Here is an 18,067-nt window from a genome sequence, read left to right on the forward strand (position 1 = left end):
CATCGGGTCAGGCTTCCTCAACCTTAGCAGGTCGTTAAGGCCGGCATGACTAGCCTCGGGCGAGAGTCCCCGTTCGCGTCCGGTCCCGCATGCGCTCGCTTCGCCGTCCCGCGTCGCCCTACGACACCTACGTCGACAGCGTTCGCCCCTTCCTGGGCAAGCGCCTGACGGAGCTCGGAGGGCTCGTCCTGTTCACCGGCGCGGTCGCGCTGACCGTGGCGCTTGCCACGTGGTCGATCGACGACCCGAGCCTGAACCACGCCACCGACCATCCGGCCCACAACGTGCTCGGCCAGCCGGGCGCCGTCGTGGCCGACCTCGCCATGCAGATCCTCGGGCTCGGCGCCCTCGCCTTCGTGCTGCCGCCCGTGCTCTGGGGCGTGCGGCTGATGCGGGAGCGCGACCTGCCCCAGGGGGGCATGCGCCTGGCGCTCTGGATCATTGGCTTCTGCGCCGCGAGCGCGGTGGCGAGTGCCCTGCCCCCCACCGCCCGCTGGCCGCTCCCCACCGGGCTCGGCGGCGTCGCCGGGGACGGCCTGCTGTCGATGGCCCGGGTGATCGTCGGGGCGGTGTCCTCGGCGGCGGCCCATCTCGTCGGCTTCGTCTACGCCGCGGTGGCGATCCTCAGCCTCACCGGCGCCTGCCGATTCGGGACCGTCGAGGAGGATTCCTTCCACGACGAGCCCTATCCCGCCCGGCAGCAGCCCGTGCGGGGCCGCGACGAGCGCGAGGATGCGGACGAGCCGAGCCTCGGCCTCGTCGGCATCGGCGCCCTCGCCCAGGGCCTGATGCGGATGCGCGTCGCCCTGGCGCGGCGGATCGAGACTTGGCGGACCGGCCGGGTCGAGCCGTTCGACAGCGCCTCGCCGGCGCTGGCGGCACGGCGCGCCTTCACGGATGCCGACCTGCCCTGGGCCGAGCACCTGCCCGAAAACCCCCACCATCCGAGCGCGGAGCGGCGCGAGCCGGTGTTCGAGTCCCTCGATGAGCCGGTCGCAGCGCCTGCCCGCCGGGTTGCCCTGCCCCCGGAGGACGACGAGCCGGACGCGTTCGAGACCTCTTCCCGCGAGGCCCCGCCCCGGCCGGCGCCGCCGCGCGCCCCGGAGCCGACCGCCTCACGAGTCGCGGCGCCGGCCGCCGCACCGGTTCCGGCCCGCCGGGCGCCCGCGCCGCAGATGCGGCCGGAGGATTACGCCCTGCCGGCCCTCGACCTGCTGGCCGCCCCGCGCGGCCCCTCGCCGGCGAGCCAGGTCTCGGCCGACGCCCTAGAGCAGAACGCGACCTTGCTCGAGGCGACGCTCGGCGATTTCGGCGTGCGCGGAGACATCCTGGCCGTGCGCCCGGGCCCGGTCGTGACCCTCTACGAGCTGGAGCCGGCGCCGGGCACCAAGTCCAGCCGCGTGATCGCGCTCGCCGACGACATCGCCCGCTCGATGTCGGCGGTCTCGGCCCGCGTGGCGGTGGTCCCCGGCCGCAACGCCATCGGCATCGAATTGCCGAACGCCAAGCGCGAGACGGTGTTCTTGCGCGAGCTCCTGGCCTCCACGGACTTTGCCGAGAGCAAGCACAAGCTGGCCTTGTGCTTAGGAAAAAACATCGGCGGCGAGCCGATCATCGCCGACCTCGCCCGGATGCCGCACCTGCTGGTCGCCGGCACCACCGGCTCGGGCAAGTCGGTGGCGATCAATACGATGATCCTGTCGCTGCTCTACCGGCTGAAGCCGGAAGAGTGCCGGCTGATCATGGTCGATCCCAAGATGCTGGAGCTGTCGGTCTATGACGGCATCCCGCACCTGCTCTCCCCGGTCGTGACCGACCCGAAGAAGGCGGTGATCGCCCTCAAATGGGCGGTGCGCGAGATGGAGGAGCGCTACAAGAAGATGTCCAAGATCGCGGTGCGCAACATCGACGGCTACAACGCCCGTGTGGCGGAGGCCGCCGCCCGCGGCGAGGTGCTGACCCGGACCGTGCAGACCGGCTTCGACCGGCAGACCGGCGAGGCGATCTACGAGGACGAGGCCATGGACCTCGCCCCCCTCCCCTACATCGTGATCGTGGTCGACGAGATGGCCGACCTGATGATGGTGGCCGGCAAAGACATCGAGGGCGCGATCCAGCGGCTCGCCCAGATGGCCCGCGCGGCCGGCATCCACCTGATCATGGCCACGCAGCGCCCGTCCGTGGACGTGATCACCGGCACGATCAAGGCGAACTTCCCGACCCGGATTTCTTTCCAAGTTACGAGCAAGATCGACTCGCGGACCATTCTCGGCGAGATGGGCGCGGAGCAGCTTCTGGGCCAGGGCGACATGCTGTTCATGGCCGGCGGCGGCCGCACGACGCGCGTGCACGGGCCGTTCTGCTCGGACAGCGAGGTCGAGAGCGTGGTCGCCCACCTGAAGCGCCAGGGCCGCCCGAGCTACCTCGACGCCGTCACCGCCGACGACGAGGAGGGCGCGCCCGAGAAGGGCGCCCAAGGGAACGGCAAGGGCGGTAAGGCCGGGGCGGCAGAGCTCGAACTCGACGGCGCCGTGTTCGACCAGGGTTCCTTCGGCGAGGCCGGCGGCGACCTCTACGACCAGGCCGTGCAGGTGGTTCTGCGCGACCAGAAGGCCTCGACCAGCTACATCCAGCGCCGCCTCCAGATCGGCTACAACCGCGCCGCCTCGCTGATGGAGCGGATGGAGACCGAAGGCATCGTCGGCCCGGCCAACCATGCCGGCAAGCGCGAGATTCTTCTGGAGGATGCCGCGGGCTGAGGGTCTCTTGGCTCGGCCCGCGGTGGTAGCCCAGATCCCGCCGGCCTACGGTCTTCACACAATTCCGGACGAGGCGCGGGCTCCCCCTCTCCCCGCTTGCGGGGAGAGGCCCGCACGGACCTCGTCGTCCGTGCGGGAAGCGCAGGCGAAGCCGGAGTGGCGGTGAGGGGGGCGGCTCAGAACGGAGCGCGCGTCCTGAGCCGCCCCCTCACCCTCGGCTGACGCCTCGCCGCGCCGACGACGAAGTCGTCGCGGCCCTCTCCCCGCAAGCGGGGCGAGGGAAGGCTCACCCACGGACCGAATCTCAAAACACCCAAAAAAGAATCGCCCCTCTCGCGGAACCACCCCGCAAAGCAAACGTTACGCGCGTGCGAGGCTCGGAAACGAGTTCGCCGATTGGGCGCCGGTCCTGGTGTCCGGCGTCTCTTGTAGTCACGTTGCTCAACGGAGGATGTGGTTATGAGGACTTACGACGTTGCGCCCCTGTTCCGGTCGTCCATCGGGTTCGACCGCTTGTTCGAGCTGCTGAACCAGGCCGAACGCGTCGAGCCCACGGCCGCCTGGCCGCCCTACAACATCGAGAAGGTCGCGGACGATCAGTACCGCATCACCATGGCGGTGGCGGGCTTCACCCCCGACGAGATCGAGCTGACCCAGCAGGATACGGTGCTCCTCGTGTCGGGCCAGAAGGCGGCCCCGGAGACCGAGCGGCAGTACCTGCACCGTGGCATCGCGGCCCGCACCTTCCGCCAGACCTTCAACCTGGCCGACCACGTGAAAGTCGTGGGCGCGAACCTGGAGAACGGGCTCCTGACCGTCGCGCTCAAGCGCGAGGTGCCGGAGGCCCTGAAGCCCCGTCGCATCGCCATCGGCGGCGTCACGGCCACCTCCGGCCAGGACAACGCCCCCACGCAGATCGCCGAGGGCAAGGTCGCCCAGCCCAAGATCGCGGAAGCCGGGGTCGCCGAGGCCAAGGCTGCCTGATCGCGGGCGGTCCGGGTCCGGGCCGCCCGATCCGCGGGCCGCCCGGGCTCCCCCGTCGGACGAACGATATCCCGTGTGGGCCCTCAGGCCCGCGGGCCACCGACGGCTATCCGAATGAGAAGCCCATGACATCAACCTGAAGGAGACAGCCATGAGCGTGAGAGATCTGATTCCGTGGAACCGCAGCACCGGCACCCCGGCGCCGACCGCCCTGTCGAACGAGCCGGCCAATCCCTTCCTGACGCTCCACCGCGAGGTGAACCGCCTGTTCGACGACGTGTTCACCGGGTTCGGCTCGGTCCCGAGCGTGGCCGGGCGCAGCTTCGGCTGGCCCAATGTCGAGCTGGTCGAGGCGGATGGCGGGCTGCGGCTCTCGGCCGAGCTGCCCGGCCTCGACGAGAAGGACGTCGAACTCCTGGTCGAGGACGGCGTGCTGACCCTGCGGGGCGAGAAGCGCGCCGAGACCACCGACCAGGCGCGCGGCTACTCGGAGCGCAGCTACGGCCGGTTCGAGCGGGTGATCGCCCTGCCGTTCCCGGTCGAGGAGGACAAGGTCGAGGCGTCGTTCCGGAACGGCGTGCTCACCGTGACCCTGCCGCGCTCGGAGAAGGTGCCGGAGCGGGGGCGCCGCATCGCCATCAAGAACGGCGGCGACGGCGCTCAGAAGGACGGTGCCCAGAAGACGGCCCATTGAGGCCGCCCGCCGATCCGGCGGGATCACGACGCATGACGCGGCGGCCGGCATGGGCCACCGAGCGCGGACCACCGAGCACGGACCTGCCGGCCGCCCCAACCTTTGCTGACACGCACAGGAGGGTCGCATGCAGCCCATCGATACCACCCCGATCGACACACCTATCGAGCGCCTCGGCCCGATGGCCGCGGCCAATCTGAGGGCGACGGCGGTCGACCCGTTCGAGGCCTTCGTGGCGCCGGGCGACGTGTTCCGGCATCCCCGGGAGGTTTTGGCCTATCCCGGCCTGTCGCGCGCCGAGAAGCGGGCGATCCTGGCCTCCTGGGCCTCGGACGCCCGCGCCGTGGAGTCCTGCCCGACTTTGCGCTGCCTGCCCGGCTGCCGGTCCGAACCGGTGCCGATCGACGACGTCCTGGCCGCGCTCCAGGCCCTGGACGGCGCCCCCGCCCCGAGCGCCCCCGCGACGCGCAAGCCGCGGATCCCGGTCGTGCTCGGCCGCCGTGGACGGCGTGACGCGGCGGCGCCGGATCCCGTCCTGAACTGAAGCCGGGAGGGAAACGATGACGACCTTCGACCTAAAGGACCGCTATCGGTGGTCGAGCCGGCTCAGGCGCAGCCGGACCGGGCCGCCGGCCGAGGCGGTGGAGCGGGAGAGCTGGTCCACCCTCACGGGCTGGATCGCGTCCGCCGCCCTCTGCCTCGCCTTGGCGGCCTTGAGCCCGGCCCCGGCCGTGCCCTGGGTGCTGGCGGGGCTGCTGAGCCTGTCGGGCTTCGTCTGGCTCGGCGCCGCGATCACCCGGGCCGGGCCGCCGGCCAACGCCACGCACCTCACCGCCTGGGACGCCGCCCTCCTCGCCTTCGCGGCGAGCTTCGGCGTCCAGTCCGCCGCACGCCTCGGGCTGCTGAACGCCTGAGCGCGGCGCATCACCCCTGTCGAGCCGGCTCGACGGTTACGCCGTCGGGCCAAGCTCCGAGGAGGCAACCATGCAGACGACCATCCAGGATCGCACCATCGGCATCGGACACAACAATCCCCCCGCCTTCGTCGCGGCCGCCCCGTGGCTCGCCGGCCGAAAAGCCCTGATCCGGCGCCAGACGCGGCCCGTGGACACCGCAGGCCGCGGCCGGGAAGGCACGTGGGTCCTCACCTTCGCGCGCGAGACGCCCCCCGAGATCGAGCCCCTGATGGGCTGGACCGGCGGCGGCGATCCGCTCGCCACGGATGTGCGGCTCACCTTCCCGACCCGGGCGCAGGCCATCGCCTATGCCGAGCGGCAGGGCCTCGACTACAGCGCCGAACCGGAGCCCGCCGCGGTGCCCCGCACGCCTCCTGTCGGCGCGGCGCCCTCGGATGAGCGGCGGCAACCCGGACGCGCGCCGCTCCGTGTGGTGCTCGGCCGGAAACAGGCGCCGGCCGCGCCGCCGGGCTTCCCGGACGGGCCGGAGCTGGAACGGGCCCTCATCAATCCGGCCGCGGTGTTCGCCACGCCGGCCGCCGTGCTGGACCACCCGCGGTTGCTCCGCGAGGGCAAGCGCGAGATCCTCCGGCGCTGGGCCTGGGACGAGTACCTGAAGGAGGTGGCCGCCGCCGAGGGCATGGCCGAGGGCGAGCCCTCGCAGCTCGAAGCGGTCAAGGCCGCGCTCCTGGCGCTCGGCGAGACCTGGCGCCCGAAACCCTCCGCCCCGGCGGTCGCCGTTCCGGTCAAGCGGGAGGCGGATGAGGAGCTGGTTCTCGCGGCCTGAGCCGGGCGCGCCTCAGACCGGATCGAGGCCGAGTTCCCGTTTCAGGGCAATCCAGCCCGGCGGCGTGACCTGCACGGCGCGCGTCGTCCCGGAGCGGCGCAGCCAGCCTTTCGCGCAGAACAGGCTCATCAGCTGGACGCCCAGCGGGCCGGCGAGGTGATGCTCCCGCTCGGTCCAATCGAGGCATTGCCGGGCCAGCCCATGCCGGCCCGGCTTCAGCCGGTCGACCTCCAGGCCGAGGCCGGCGAACCACGCGATGCCGGCCGGGGGCACCGCGAAGCGCTTGCCCTCGGCCGGCACGAGATAGCCGCGCGCCTGCAAGGCGCCCGTGACGGCCACACCCAGGTGGCCGGCCAGGTGATCGTAGCAGCAGCGCGCGAACCGCAGCTCGCGTGCCTCCCGGCTCAGGGGTTTCGACCGGACGGGCGCTGCCGGGCCGATCGCCGCGAGCGTCTCCAGCGCCAGGGCGACCTGGGGGCCGGCCAGGCGATAATAGCGGTGGCGCCCCTCGGTCTCGACCGCCAGGAGGCCGCCCGCGAGCAGCTTGCCGAGATGCGAGCTCGCGGTCTGCGCGGTCACGCCGGCGGCAAACGCCAGCTCGCCGGCGGGCCGCGCCTTTCCATCGAGCAGCTGCATCAGCATCACGGACCGCGCCGGATCCGCGATCAGGAACGCCGCCGTGGCGAGGCTTGGTTGCGGATTCATGGGCGATCTCCTGCGCAGCCGGCCCACCATGCCATCGAAGCGGTACAGATGCTTCGACACGTATCGAAGCATCCGGCCTCTCCCCACCGCTAGGGTCCCGGTCTCGCATCCGATCCGAGGTTGCCATGACCAAGACGCCCGAGGCCGACATCCGCCGCATCTACGAACGCTGGCACGAGACGGTGCTCAACCGCGACATCGATGGCCTGATGGCGCTCTATGCCGAGGATTCCATCCTGGAGAGCCCGCTGGTCCTGGCCGAATCGGGGATCGATGCGTCCGGAATCCTGACCGGCAAACCCGCGATCCGGCGCTTCTTCGCCGCATCGCTGCGCAAGCCCGGCAGCGCGCTCGGCCGCTGGTACCGGACCGGCACTTTCTTCTCCGACGGCCGCCAGCTCACCTGGGAATATCCGCGCGCCACGCCGGAGGGCGACCAGGTCGACCTGGTCGAAGTGATGGACCTCGCGGCCGGGCTCATCGCTCATCACCGGGTCTATTGGGGCTGGGTCGGCTTCCGGGCGCTCGCTCCGAGCCTCGCCGCGTCACGGTTGTGATCGTGCCGGACCCTGGAGGACTCGCGGCCGGGCCGCGCCGGGCAAATCGGCGAGACGGCGCATCTCGCGATGCGGCTTTCGTCATGGCGGCGACCAGCGTCAGCTATGTCGTCGTCCTGCTCGATACCTCGATCGTCAACGTCGCCCTAGGCGGCATCTCCAGCTCGATCGCGACCGACGTGGCCGGCCTGCAATGGTTGATGAACGCCTATACCCTCGCCTTCGCCAGCCTGCTCCTGACCGGGGGGGCGCTGGGGGATCGCTGGGCCGCGCGCAATGGCTACTTTGCCGGCTTGGCGCTGTTCACCCTTGCCTCGACCCTGTGCGGGGCGGCCGCAAGCCTCCCGGGCCTGATGGCGGCCCGCGCCGTCCAGGGTGTCGGAGCCGCCCTGCTGGTCCCGTGTTCGCTGAAGCTGATCAACCAGGCCTTTCCCGATCCCGAGCGCCGGGCGCGCGCCATCGGGCTGTGGATCGGCTGCGGCGGTCTCGCCATGGCGACCGGTCCCCTGATCGGCGGGATCCTGATCGATCTCTTCGGCTGGCGCAGCATCTTCTTCGTCAACCTACCCATCGGGCTGCTGGGCCTCGCCATGACGGGCCGCCTGACGTCCGAGCCGGGGCCGCGGCAGGCCCGACCGTTCGACCTCGCCGGGCAGATGACGGCGATCATCGCCATCGGCACGCTCATCGGCGTTCTAATCGAGGGCGACGGCCTCGGATGGTTCTCGATGCCGACGTTGGCGGGCCTCGCCATCGCGCTCGCCGCCGGGGTGCTGTTTCTCCGGATCGAGGCGCGAGTTGCGCATCCGATGCTGCCGCTGTCGCTGTTCAGAGATAGCGTCTTCGCTGGATCGGTCGCCGTGTCTTTCGCGTCCGCCTTCGTCTTCTACGGCTTCCTGTTCCTCATCAGCTTGTATGACCAGCAGCATCAGCGGCTTTCGGCTGTTCAGACCGGCTTGGCGCTCCTGCCCGTCACCGTCATGGTCGCTTGCGGGAGCTTCGTCTCCGATCGTGTCGCGCGGAGCTATGGGACGCGGCGTCCTGTAAGCATCGCCTTCGGCCTCTATGCCTTCGGTGCCCTCGGTCTGCTTTGTACCGGAAGCTCGTCATCCTGGCTGACGGTTCCTCCGATGCTGGCGATCGGGCTCGCCTCAGGCTTCATCTCGCCGGCCGCGACGGCCCCAGCCTTGAGCGCCGTCGTGCCGCAATATACCGGCGTCGCGGCCGCAGCCCTCCACGCGGCCCGTCAGACGGGCGCGGCTCTGGGCGTTGCCATCTTCGGCGCCTTGCTTGCAGCAACTGATGGCTTCGACCGCGCGATGCCGGTCTCGCTCTGGATCATGGTGGCCGTGTCCCTGGCCGCCGCGCTGATCTGGCGGCTGTCCGCAGGACGCTTCCCCGCTTTGGAGACCAAGCCCGCGCACGCCGCGGCTCTTACGCCACCGAGAACCGGAACGTCGTGACCGCCCGAAATACCTCGCCCGGCCGCAGAACCGCGGAGGGAAATCCCGGCTGGTTCGGGGCGTCCGGGAATCCTTGCGTCTCGAAGCAGACGCCGTCGCCGGAGCGGTAGATCCGGCCGGAGGGGCCGATCAGCGTGCCGTCCAGGTTGTTGCCGGTGTAGAGCTGTAGCGCTGGCTGCGTGGTCGCCACATCGAGCCGCCTTCCGCTGCCCGGATCGATGCAGGTCGCGGCCGGGCGCAGGGTCCCGGCCGCGCCGCGCAGCACGAAGGTGTGGTCGTAGCCCTTGGCGAAGGCGAGCTGCGGGTCGCCGACCCGGATGCGGTCGCCCAGCGCGTGCGGGGTGCGGAAATCGAACGGGGTGCCGGTGACCGGCCGGATCTCGCCGGTGGGGATTTGGGTCGCGTCGGTGGGGGTGAAGGCGTCGGCCTCGATCTGGACCGCGTGGTCGAGCACGCTGCCGGTCCCCTCCCCCGCTAGGTTGAAGTAGCTGTGGTTGGTGAGGTTCAGGATCGTCGGCCGGTCGGTCACCGCCTCGTAATCGAGGCGCAGCAGCCCGTCCTCGGGCAGGCTGTAGCGCACGCGGACGTCGAGGTTGCCGGGAAACCCTTCCTCGCCGTCGAGGGAGCGGCGGCCCAGAGCGAGGCTCGTGTCGTCGGCCGCCTCCACGTGCCACAGATGTTTTCCGAAATTCCGGTCGCCGCCATGCAGGGTGTTGGGGGCCTCGTTCACCGGCAGCTGGTAGGTCTGGCCGTCGAGGCTGAAGCGCCCGCCCGCGATGCGGTTGGCGTAGCGCCCGACTATGGCGCCGAAGCTCGGGCTCACAGTCTCGTAGCCCGCGAGGCTATCGAGCCCGAGGACGACGTTGGCGCTGCGGCCGGCCCGGTCGGGCACCTCGATCGCCGTGATCACCGCGCCGAAATCGATGACGTGGACGCGCAAGCTTCCCCGGGCGAGGAGGTGCCGGGTGACCACCTGACCGTCCGCGGTGCGCCCGAAGATCTCAGCCGGCATGTCCCCTCCCCGCTCTCGGCAAAGTCCCGGTTTCAAAAGGTTGTCGACCTTTTGCGGGTACAGGGCAGAGCCCTGGGAAAGCGCGTCGCCAAACGCCAGCCCCTTCGATGGCAAGCGCCCTAGCGCTTCCAGACGCCGAGCCGCTCGCTGCGGGCGTGATCCTCGGCGGCCACGAGTTCGGGGCTTGCCTCGGGGGAGGCCCGGCCGCCGCCGTTGAACAGTACGACCTCGGAGAGGTCGCGCCCGTTCACCAGGCAGTTCACGGTCTCGCTGCCCGGCGCCGGCTGGCAGGTCACCGGGCGACCGCCGATATAGCGGGTCAGTTCCTCGGCCTGGCCGCCGCGCACCCACTCGACGCCGAACAGGCGCACGACCTTGCCGGCGACCTTCAGGGTTGCGGTGTCGATCACCTGGGCCTGCCCGGTGATGGCATTGGCCGCGGGCGGCGGCGTGTCGGGCTCCGGATCGCCGCCGGTCTCGGGCGGGGGCGTCACCGTGTCGGGGGCTGTGGCCTGAGTCGCCGCGGATGGGGCCGCCGGAGGGTTCGCCGGAGCCGTGGTCGGTGCATTGGCGACCTGGGGCGGCGCCGGCTGGGTGGTCGCGGGACGCGTGGATTCGGGCTCGCGGCCGGCCAGGACCAGCCCGGCCGCGACCACCGCCACCAGGGCGGCCGCGCTCGCGCCCAGGAGCCAACGCCGATGCCTGCGGCCGCCCTCGTCGCCGCCGCCGAGGCCAAGCCGGTCGCGCAGATGGGGTAGGCTGTCGCGCACCGCCTCGCCGAGCCGCCCCGGACCGTCGTTCCACGCCGAGACCGGATCCGGGCCGGGCGCCGCGGCTTCGGGCCGGCGACCGAACCGGCTCCGCAAGCCGGTCCGCAGGGTGGCGAACCGGCCGGCCGCGTTCTGGGCGAGCGCCCGCCCCTGCATGGAGGAACGCTCGGCGAGCGACCGGGCCCGCTCGGACTGGGTCTCGACGAAGCGGGCGGTGGCGGCCTTCATCTCGTAGGCGCCGGTCAGGATCGGGGAATCCTTGGGCTCCTCGGGGGCGGCGGCAGGCTGGGGTTCCGGCGGCAGGAACAGGGCCGGATGCCGCGCCTGTAGCTCCGCCACGAAGTCAGCGAGCGTCATCGGCTCGGAGGTCCCCGGGCGCAGGCGCGGGACGCCGTGGCGATCGAGCACCCGGTAGCCGTACGCCCCGGGCACGATCGCGGCCTCGGCCATCAGTTCGAGGGTCCGCACAGCCACCGGGCGCGGCCGCGCCCGAGCGACCGCCGCCCGGATCGCCTCGCGGAGGGCGGCGCGCTCTGGATCGTCGAGCGCCGGACGCGCCGGCGCCGCTTCCTGTTCCGCCGCCACCGTTGAAGACGTCATAAACCCGATCCCGGCCTCACCGTGCGCCGCACGGACGCCGCTTTACGCCTTGCCGGGCGAGGGGGCCAGGGTGCCGGCCTGGACGCTCCGGTGCAGGACCCGTCCGGTCTCGCCGACGATCACCGGGCGGTTGCCGGAGAAACTCACTTCCAGGATCAGCTCGGCCGCCCCGGTGGAGATGGCGCCGCGATCCGGGTTCGCGGTGCGGAAATCCACGATCGTGCGGATCGTGCAGGTCTCGGAATCGCAGGCGGTGCGGATCGTCCGCGGCTCGTAGCGGCGCTCGGGCCAGCGCTGCACGAAGCTGCGCTTCTCGGCCACCAGCCCCGCCAGGGTGATCGGGTGCCCGTAGAAGCGCACCCGCGTCCCGTAGAAATGCGGCGCCGTGCCGACCATCGTGTCGCCCGAGCTGGAGACGGTGGCGAGGTAGTTCGCCGCCAGCGCCCGGGCCACGGCGGCCCGCTCGCCGGAGGCGGCCGAGACCGGCGCCGGTGCGACGGCGGCTGGCGTGTCGGCGAGCCGGCGCGGATGCGGGGCCGGGCGCCGCAGGGCTTCGCGGGCCCGCGGACGCTCCAGGGCGGCCGCCCGCTTCGGACCGGCGGCCCGGGTCGTGGCGCCTTTGGGCAAGGCGTCGTTGGGCAAGGCGTCGTCCGCGGGCTCGGGCTTGGCGGCCTGCCGGACCGGCTCCTTCTCCGGGACCGCCCGCTTCGCCTGATCGCCGGCCGGATCTTTCGGCTGCGCCTTGGCCGCGGCGGCCGGCGCGCTCCGGACCGGCGGATCGACCCAGGAACTTTTTTGGGATCCTGCCCCCTGCTGCTGGGCCGAGGCGGCGCCGACGAAGGCCAGGGGCAGGATCACGCCGAGCGCGAGGGCACGTGGTCGGGTGAGAGTGGTGGCGGGCATCGGTGCCTTCCTGGCGGCCGGGGCGGACGTGACGAGAACGCGCCCGCATGCCGAAGCGGTTCCACGGGTGTTCCGGGCGCACCCACGATTCTGCCGATCTGTGGGGTTCGCACCAGCCGGGGATTGCGTGGATGACGGGGTTGCGTTCGTCCGTTCTGCTACCAAGTGGGGACAATCTTGGCCGTCGGCCGTTTCAAGCGATCTTTCGCCCCGCGCATCGAGGTTCCCGTGGCCCGACCCGAGACCGAGGCGACCCCACAGCTGCATCGGAGCCCGCGATGAGCACTGCCCAGCGCCGGGCGCTGCTGATCTGCAACGCGAAGGCCCGCAACGGCGGCCTCGACCTCGACGAGGTGCGGGGGATCCTGCGGGCCGGCGGCATCGAGCCGGTGGAGCCGCCCCCGGACGCCGATTGCCGCGAGGAGATTCGCGCACGCGCCAAGGACGTCGACCTGGTGATCCTCGGCGGCGGCGACGGCACCATGAACATGGCCGCGCCCGCCCTGGTGGAGAGCGGGCTTCCGCTGGCGATCCTGCCGCTGGGCACCGCCAACGACCTCGCCCGCTCGCTCGGCCTGCCGCTGGATCCCCTGGCCGCCGCCCGGTTCATCCCGATGGCCGAGGCGCGGCCGGTCGATCTCGGCTGGGTCAACGGCCACTATTATTTCAACGTCGCCAGCATCGGCTTCTCGGCGGAACTGGCGGGCGAGCTCACGGCCGAGTCGAAGAAGACCTGGGGGGTGCTGGGCTACGCGGTCGCGGCGATCCGGGTGCTGCGCCGGGTGCGGCCGTTCACCGTGACGATCGAGCATGACGGCACGGTCGAGAAGGTGACGACCATCCAGGTCTCGGTCGGCAACGGCCGGCACTACGGCGGCGGCATGACCGTCGAGGAGACCGCCACGGTCGATGACGGCAAGCTCGATTTCTACAGCCTGGAGGTCACCCATTGGTGGCGGCTGATCGCGCTCCTGCCGGCCCTGCGCCGGGGCACGCATGGCCGCGCCGCCGACGTGCGGGCCTTCCAGACCCAGGAGATCACAATCGCGACGCGCAAGCCCCGGCCGGTGAACACCGATGGCGAGCTGACCACGCATACGCCAGCGCATTTCAAGGTGTTCCCGAAGATCCTCCAGGTCTTCGCCCCCGACCCGGCAAGCCGCCCCGGCCCGTTCGACCTCACCGCCCTCGGCAGCCGCCTGTTCCCGACCAGCGAGACGCCCGACCCGTGACTGACCTGATCCAGCTTGCCAGCCAGCCGGCCGTCTGGGTCGCGCTCGCGACCCTCGTGGTGATGGAGGTCGTGCTTGGCGTCGACAACCTGATCTTCATCTCGATCCTGACCAACAAGCTGCCGGCCGACCAGCAGACCCGGGCGCGGCGGATCGGGATCGGGCTGGCCCTGGTCCTGCGGCTGGGGCTGCTGGGCACCGTCGCGTTCATCGTGCACCTGACCGAGCCGGTCTTCTCGGTGCTGGGCCAGGATTTCTCCTGGCGCGACCTGATCCTAATCGGCGGCGGCCTGTTCCTGCTGTGGAAGGCCACCAAGGAGATCCACCACAGCGTCGATCCCGACGAGACCGATGGGACGACGACCGGCGGCACGATCGGGTTCGGCGCGGCGATCGGCCAGATCCTGCTCCTCGACCTCGTGTTCTCGATCGACTCGATCATCACCGCCGTTGGCATGACCGAGCACGTGCCGGTGATGATGGTAGCCGTGGTGGTGGCGGTGATCGTCATGCTGGTCGCGGCCGAGCCGCTCTCGGCCTTCATCGCCCGCAACCCGACCGTGGTGATGCTGGCGCTGGGCTTCCTGATCATGATCGGCATGACGCTGATCGCGGAAGGCTTTGGGGCGCACGTGCCGAAGGGCTACATCTACACCGCCATGGCGTTCTCGGCCGGCGTGGAGGGCCTCAACATGCTGGCCCGGGGGCGCCGACGCGCGGCGAGTGGAAGCCCGGAGCAGGGGCAGCGTTAATCGGCCCCGTTCCGCCGGCCTCCGGCGCAGGCACCTGCACCGTGTTGGAGACGCCCATGCGAATCGCGGCCATGCTGTGCGCCCTGCTGGTCTCCGCTCCCGCCGGCGCGGAGACGATCCCGATGACGCCCTCTCCCTCGATCCTGCACGACCTCGCCCCCACCGGCACGCTGCGGGCTGCGATCAACCTCGGCAATCCGGTGTTGGCCCGATCGGGGGCGGACGGCCCGGCGGGCGTGTCGGTCGATCTCGCCCGGGCGCTGGCGCAGACACTCGGCGTGCCGGTGGCGTTCGTGACGTTTCCCGGGGCGGGCGCCGTCTCGGGCTCGGCCGGGTCCGGGACCTGGGACATCTGCTTCCTGGCGATCGACCCGCAGCGCGCCGAGGGCATCGCCTTCACGGCGCCCTACGTGCTGATCGCCGGCAGCTATCTCGTCCCGGCCGCCTCGCCGATCCGGACCCTGAAGGCGGTGGACCGCGACGGGGTGCGCGTCTCGGTGGGACGCGGCAGCGCCTACGACCTGTTCCTGACCCGTGCGCTGCGCCACGCCACCCTGGTGCGGGCGCCGACTTCCGCGGAGGCGGTCACGGCCTTCGCCCGGGACGGGCTCGATGTCGCCGCCGGGGTCCACCAGCCGCTCGCCGCCTACGCGGCCGCCCACCCGGAAGTGCGGTTGCTGCCGGGACATTTCATGGAGATTCCCCAGGCGATGGGCCTGCCGGTGGGGCGGGACGCGGGGGCGGCCTTTCTGGCGGGTTTCCTGGCGCAGGCGAAGGCGGATGGGTTCATCGCGCGGAGCCTGGAGGCCAACGGGCAGGATTCGGGGCTGGCGGCGCCGTAGAGCTGGGTCTGCGGCAAGTCCAACCCGTCACCTCATCCTGAGGTGCCGAAGCGGAGCGAAGGCCTCGAAGGAGCCCTCCAGCCAGTCGCGCGATTCCTGGAGCCCTCCTTCGAGGCCCGGCGATCTTCGATCGCCGGGCACCTCAGGATGAGGGGGTGAGTGGGATAGACAGGCGCGCACCCGCGCGCACGCTCACACCACCAAATTCACGATCCGCCCCGAGACGACGATCACCTTGCGCGGCGGCTTGCCCTCCAGAATCTTCTGGACTGTCTCCAGGGCTAGGGTGGCGGCTTCCACCGCCTTGGCGTCGGCGTCACGCGGCACCGTCACGTCCGCGCGCTTCTTGCCGTTGATCTGGACCGGCAGGGTGATCTCGTCCTCGACCAGGAGCCCGGCTTCCGCCTCGGGCCAGGGCGCCTGGGCGGCCAGCCCAGGGCGGCCCAGCGCCGTCCAGCATTCCTCGGCGAGGTGCGGCATCATCGGGGCGATCAGCTGCACCAGGATGCCGGCCGCTTCCGTCGCCGCGGCGCGCGAGACCGCCCCCCGGAGTCCGTCTTCGAGGGCGTTGGCCAGGGTGTAGATATGGGCGACGCAGCGGTTGAAGCGCAGGCGCTCGATATCGTCCTGCACCGCGGCCAGAGCCCGGTGGGCGGCCTTGCGCAGGGCGAGGTCGGCGGCGCCGTCGCCGGTGGCTGCCTGAGCGGCGTTGACCAGGCGCCAGACCTTCTGGACGAACCGGGCCGCGCCCTGCACGCCCTCCTCGCTCCAGATCACGTCGCGCTCGGGGGGCGAATCGGAGAGCACGAACCAGCGCGCCGTGTCGGCCCCGTAGCTCGCGATGATGTCGTCCGGATCGACCACGTTCTTCTTGGACTTCGACATCTTCTCGATGGAACCGATCGCGATCGGCGCCTGAGTTTTCACGTGAAACGCGCGGCGCTCGCCCTCCTCGGTGGAGAAGCGGATCTCGGCCGGGGGCACCCAGGCGCCGGTCGCGTCCTTGTAGGTCTCGTGGACGACCATGCCCTGCGTGAACAGGCCCGCGAACGGCTCCGAGACGCCGGCCCAGCCGGTCTCGCGCATCGCCCGCATGAAGAACCGGGCGTAGAGCAGGTGCAGGATCGCGTGCTCGATGCCGCCGATATACTGGTCCACCGCCAGCCAATGGTCGACCGTGGCCCGGTCGGTGGGGGCGTCGGTGAGCCAGGGCGCGGTGAATCGGGCGTAGTACCAGGACGAATCGACGAACGTGTCCATCGTGTCGGTCTCGCGCCGGGCCGGCGCGCCGCATGTGGGGCACGGCACGTTGCGCCAGGCTTGGTCCCGCTCCAGCGGGTTGCCGGGCTGGTCGAAGGATACCTCCTCCGGCAGCTTCACCGGCAGGTCGGAGACCGGCACCGGCTGCGGGCCGCAGGTCTCGCAATGGATGATCGGGATCGGGCAGCCCCAGTAACGCTGGCGTGAGACGCCCCAGTCGCGCAGGCGGAACTGGACCTTGCGCTTGGCAACCCCCTCCGCCTCCAGCCGGCGCGCCACGGCCTCGAAGGCCTCATCGGTGGTCATGCCGTCGAGGAAGCGCGAATTGATCATCCGCCCGTCCTCGACATAGGCGGTGGTGGTGATCAGGAAGGCCTCCGGGTCCTGCCCCTCGGGACAGACCACCGGGACGTTGCCAAGCCCATACTTGTTCGAGAAATCCAGATCGCGCTGGTCGTGCGCCGGGCAGCCGAACACCGCGCCGGTGCCGTAGTCCATCAGCACGAAATTCGCGACGTAGACCGGCAGCTCCCAGGCCGGGTCGAGCGGGTGGCGCACGGTCAGCCCGGTATCGAAGCCGAGCTTTTCCGCGGTGTCGATCGCTGCCTGGGCGGTGCCGGTGCGCCGGCATTCCTCGATGAAGGTCTGAAGATCGGGGTTATTGGCGGCCAAGGTCGCCGCAAGGGGATGGTCCGCGGCAATCGCCAGGAACCGGGCGCCGAACAGGGTGTCGGGCCTTGTGGTGTAGACCGTCACGGACTCGGCTGCACCGGCCGGCGGCCGGGCCAGGGCGAACCGGACTTCCAGCCCCTCGGAGCGGCCGATCCAGTTCTTCTGCATCAGCCGGACTTTTTCCGGCCAGCGATCCAGACCGTCCAGCGCGGTGAGCAGATCCTCGGCGAAATCGGTGATCTTGAAGAACCACTGGGTCAGCTCGCGCTGCTCGACCAGGGCGCCGGAGCGCCAGCCGCGCCCGTCGATCACCTGCTCGTTGGCAAGCACGGTGTGGTCGACCGGGTCCCAGTTCACCTTGGCGGTGCGGCGGGTCACCAGACCCTTGTCCAGGAAGTCGAGAAACATGCGCTGCTGGTGCTTGTAATAGTCGGGGTCGCAGGTCGCGATCTCCCGGCTCCAGTCGAGCGACAGGCCCATGGCCTTCAGCTGGTCGCGCATCGACGCGATGTTGGCGTAGGTCCAGTCCCGCGGGTTGACCTTGCGCTCCATGGCGGCGTTCTCGGCCGGCAGCCCGAACGCGTCCCAGCCCATCGGGTGGAGCACGTTGAAACCCCGGGCGCGCTTGTAGCGGGCGACCACGTCGCCCATCGCGTAGTTGCGCACGTGGCCCATATGGATCCGCCCCGACGGGTACGGGAACATCTCCAGCACGTAGTATTTCGGGCGCCCGTCGGCGTTGTCGGTCTCGAACAGCCGCTGCTCGGCCCAGGCGGCCTGCCAGCGCGGCTCGGCATCCTTGGCGTTGTAGCGCTCGACGGCGGAGGGGGCGGTGCTGGTCATGGGTCCGGCTGGGTCAGGGGCTCGGCGGCTGATCGGGGATGGCCGCGGCACGTTGCGGCCCAGTAGCATATCTGCGCCGGAGCCGGTCAACGGATGCATGGCTTCGGGCTTGGCTTCGGGCTTGCGCCCGCCACGCAACGGCATAGGTCGGCGGGCAGCAGACACGGTACGCGAGGGGCGGCAGCACCAGGGCGGTCCCACCCACCCCCTCATCCTGAGGTGCGGCGCAGCCGCCTCGAAGGAGGCTTCCAGCCAGCCACGCGATCCCTGGAGGCT

General features: G+C 71.1%; 16 protein-coding genes. 11 read left to right on the top strand and 5 right to left on the bottom strand.

Annotated elements, in window-relative coordinates; translation table 11 throughout:
- The first annotated feature begins 89 nt into the window (after positions 1-89).
- The 6 genes from MKK67_RS30020 to MKK67_RS30045 all read left to right on the top strand — a co-directional run bounded on the left by MKK67_RS30020 (position 90) and on the right by MKK67_RS30045 (position 6,180).
- Positions 90-2,759: a DNA translocase FtsK gene (locus tag MKK67_RS30020; RefSeq protein WP_243972406.1), complete on the top strand. Its 2,670-nt coding sequence runs from the start codon at positions 90-92 to the stop codon at positions 2,757-2,759.
- A gap of 459 nt (positions 2,760-3,218) precedes the next feature.
- Positions 3,219-3,743: an Hsp20 family protein gene (locus MKK67_RS30025; RefSeq protein ID WP_243972409.1), complete on the top strand. Its 525-nt coding sequence runs from the start codon at positions 3,219-3,221 to the stop codon at positions 3,741-3,743.
- Positions 3,744-3,894: 151 nt separating this feature from the next.
- Complete coding sequence (locus MKK67_RS30030) at positions 3,895-4,437, top strand: Hsp20/alpha crystallin family protein (protein WP_243972411.1); 543 nt, start codon at positions 3,895-3,897, stop codon at positions 4,435-4,437.
- 127 nt (positions 4,438-4,564) lie between these two features.
- Positions 4,565-4,981 (top strand): hypothetical protein, encoded by a 417-nt coding sequence (locus MKK67_RS30035; protein ID WP_243972413.1) that lies wholly within the window; start codon positions 4,565-4,567, stop codon positions 4,979-4,981.
- A 16-nt stretch (positions 4,982-4,997) separates the two neighbouring features.
- Positions 4,998-5,351 carry a hypothetical protein gene (locus tag MKK67_RS30040; protein WP_243972415.1) on the top strand — a complete coding sequence of 118 codons (354 nt, stop codon included), beginning with the start codon at positions 4,998-5,000 and terminating at the stop codon, positions 5,349-5,351.
- 70 nt (positions 5,352-5,421) lie between these two features.
- Positions 5,422-6,180, top strand: coding sequence for an NADH dehydrogenase ubiquinone Fe-S protein 4 (locus MKK67_RS30045; protein WP_243972417.1), 759 nt, complete (start codon positions 5,422-5,424; stop codon positions 6,178-6,180).
- Positions 6,181-6,192: 12 nt separating this feature from the next.
- Here MKK67_RS30045 and MKK67_RS30050 read toward each other — a convergent pair whose 3' ends face one another.
- Positions 6,193-6,885 carry an ArsR/SmtB family transcription factor gene (locus MKK67_RS30050; RefSeq protein WP_243972418.1) on the bottom strand — a complete coding sequence of 231 codons (693 nt, stop codon included), beginning with the start codon at positions 6,883-6,885 and terminating at the stop codon, positions 6,193-6,195.
- A 125-nt stretch (positions 6,886-7,010) separates the two neighbouring features.
- Here MKK67_RS30050 and MKK67_RS30055 point away from each other — a divergent pair, with 125 nt between their 5' ends.
- Entirely contained in the window at positions 7,011-7,442 is a 432-nt protein-coding gene (locus tag MKK67_RS30055; RefSeq protein WP_243972419.1) for a nuclear transport factor 2 family protein, read from the top strand.
- Positions 7,443-7,525: 83 nt separating this feature from the next.
- Entirely contained in the window at positions 7,526-8,905 is a 1,380-nt protein-coding gene (locus MKK67_RS30060; RefSeq protein WP_243972420.1) for an MFS transporter, read from the top strand.
- On the opposite strand, the gene MKK67_RS30065 is transcribed toward MKK67_RS30060, so the two are convergent.
- The 3 genes from MKK67_RS30065 to MKK67_RS30075 all read right to left on the bottom strand — a co-directional run bounded on the left by MKK67_RS30065 (position 8,877) and on the right by MKK67_RS30075 (position 12,190).
- Complete coding sequence (locus MKK67_RS30065; RefSeq protein WP_243972421.1) at positions 8,877-9,917, bottom strand: aldose epimerase family protein; 1,041 nt, start codon at positions 9,915-9,917, stop codon at positions 8,877-8,879. The genes MKK67_RS30060 and MKK67_RS30065 overlap by 29 nt on opposite strands.
- Before the next feature lie 119 nt (positions 9,918-10,036).
- Positions 10,037-11,287, bottom strand: a complete 1,251-nt coding sequence (locus MKK67_RS30070; protein ID WP_243972461.1) for a thermonuclease family protein — start codon at positions 11,285-11,287, stop codon at positions 10,037-10,039.
- Positions 11,288-11,329: 42 nt separating this feature from the next.
- Positions 11,330-12,190, bottom strand: coding sequence for a hypothetical protein (locus MKK67_RS30075; protein WP_243972422.1), 861 nt, complete (start codon positions 12,188-12,190; stop codon positions 11,330-11,332).
- 278 nt (positions 12,191-12,468) lie between these two features.
- Between MKK67_RS30075 and MKK67_RS30080 the strand changes: the two genes are divergently transcribed.
- Genes MKK67_RS30080 through MKK67_RS30090 form a run of 3 tightly spaced genes read left to right on the top strand, consistent with a single transcriptional unit; the run spans position 12,469 to position 15,016 of the window.
- Positions 12,469-13,422 carry a lipid kinase gene (locus MKK67_RS30080; protein WP_243972423.1) on the top strand — a complete coding sequence of 318 codons (954 nt, stop codon included), beginning with the start codon at positions 12,469-12,471 and terminating at the stop codon, positions 13,420-13,422.
- Positions 13,419-14,174 carry a TerC family protein gene (locus MKK67_RS30085; RefSeq protein ID WP_243972424.1) on the top strand — a complete coding sequence of 252 codons (756 nt, stop codon included), beginning with the start codon at positions 13,419-13,421 and terminating at the stop codon, positions 14,172-14,174. Before MKK67_RS30080 ends, MKK67_RS30085 begins: the two co-directional genes overlap by 4 nt.
- A gap of 56 nt (positions 14,175-14,230) precedes the next feature.
- Positions 14,231-15,016: an ABC transporter substrate-binding protein gene (locus tag MKK67_RS30090; protein WP_243972425.1), complete on the top strand. Its 786-nt coding sequence runs from the start codon at positions 14,231-14,233 to the stop codon at positions 15,014-15,016.
- Between the two features lie 192 nt (positions 15,017-15,208).
- Here MKK67_RS30090 and leuS read toward each other — a convergent pair whose 3' ends face one another.
- Positions 15,209-17,791, bottom strand: coding sequence for a leucine--tRNA ligase (gene leuS, locus MKK67_RS30095; RefSeq protein ID WP_243972427.1), 2,583 nt, complete (start codon positions 17,789-17,791; stop codon positions 15,209-15,211).
- Positions 17,792-18,067 lie beyond the last annotated feature (276 nt).

Origin of the sequence: Methylobacterium sp. J-072, from assembly GCF_022829425.1 — a bacterium.
Taxonomy (GTDB): domain Bacteria; phylum Pseudomonadota; class Alphaproteobacteria; order Rhizobiales; family Beijerinckiaceae; genus Methylobacterium.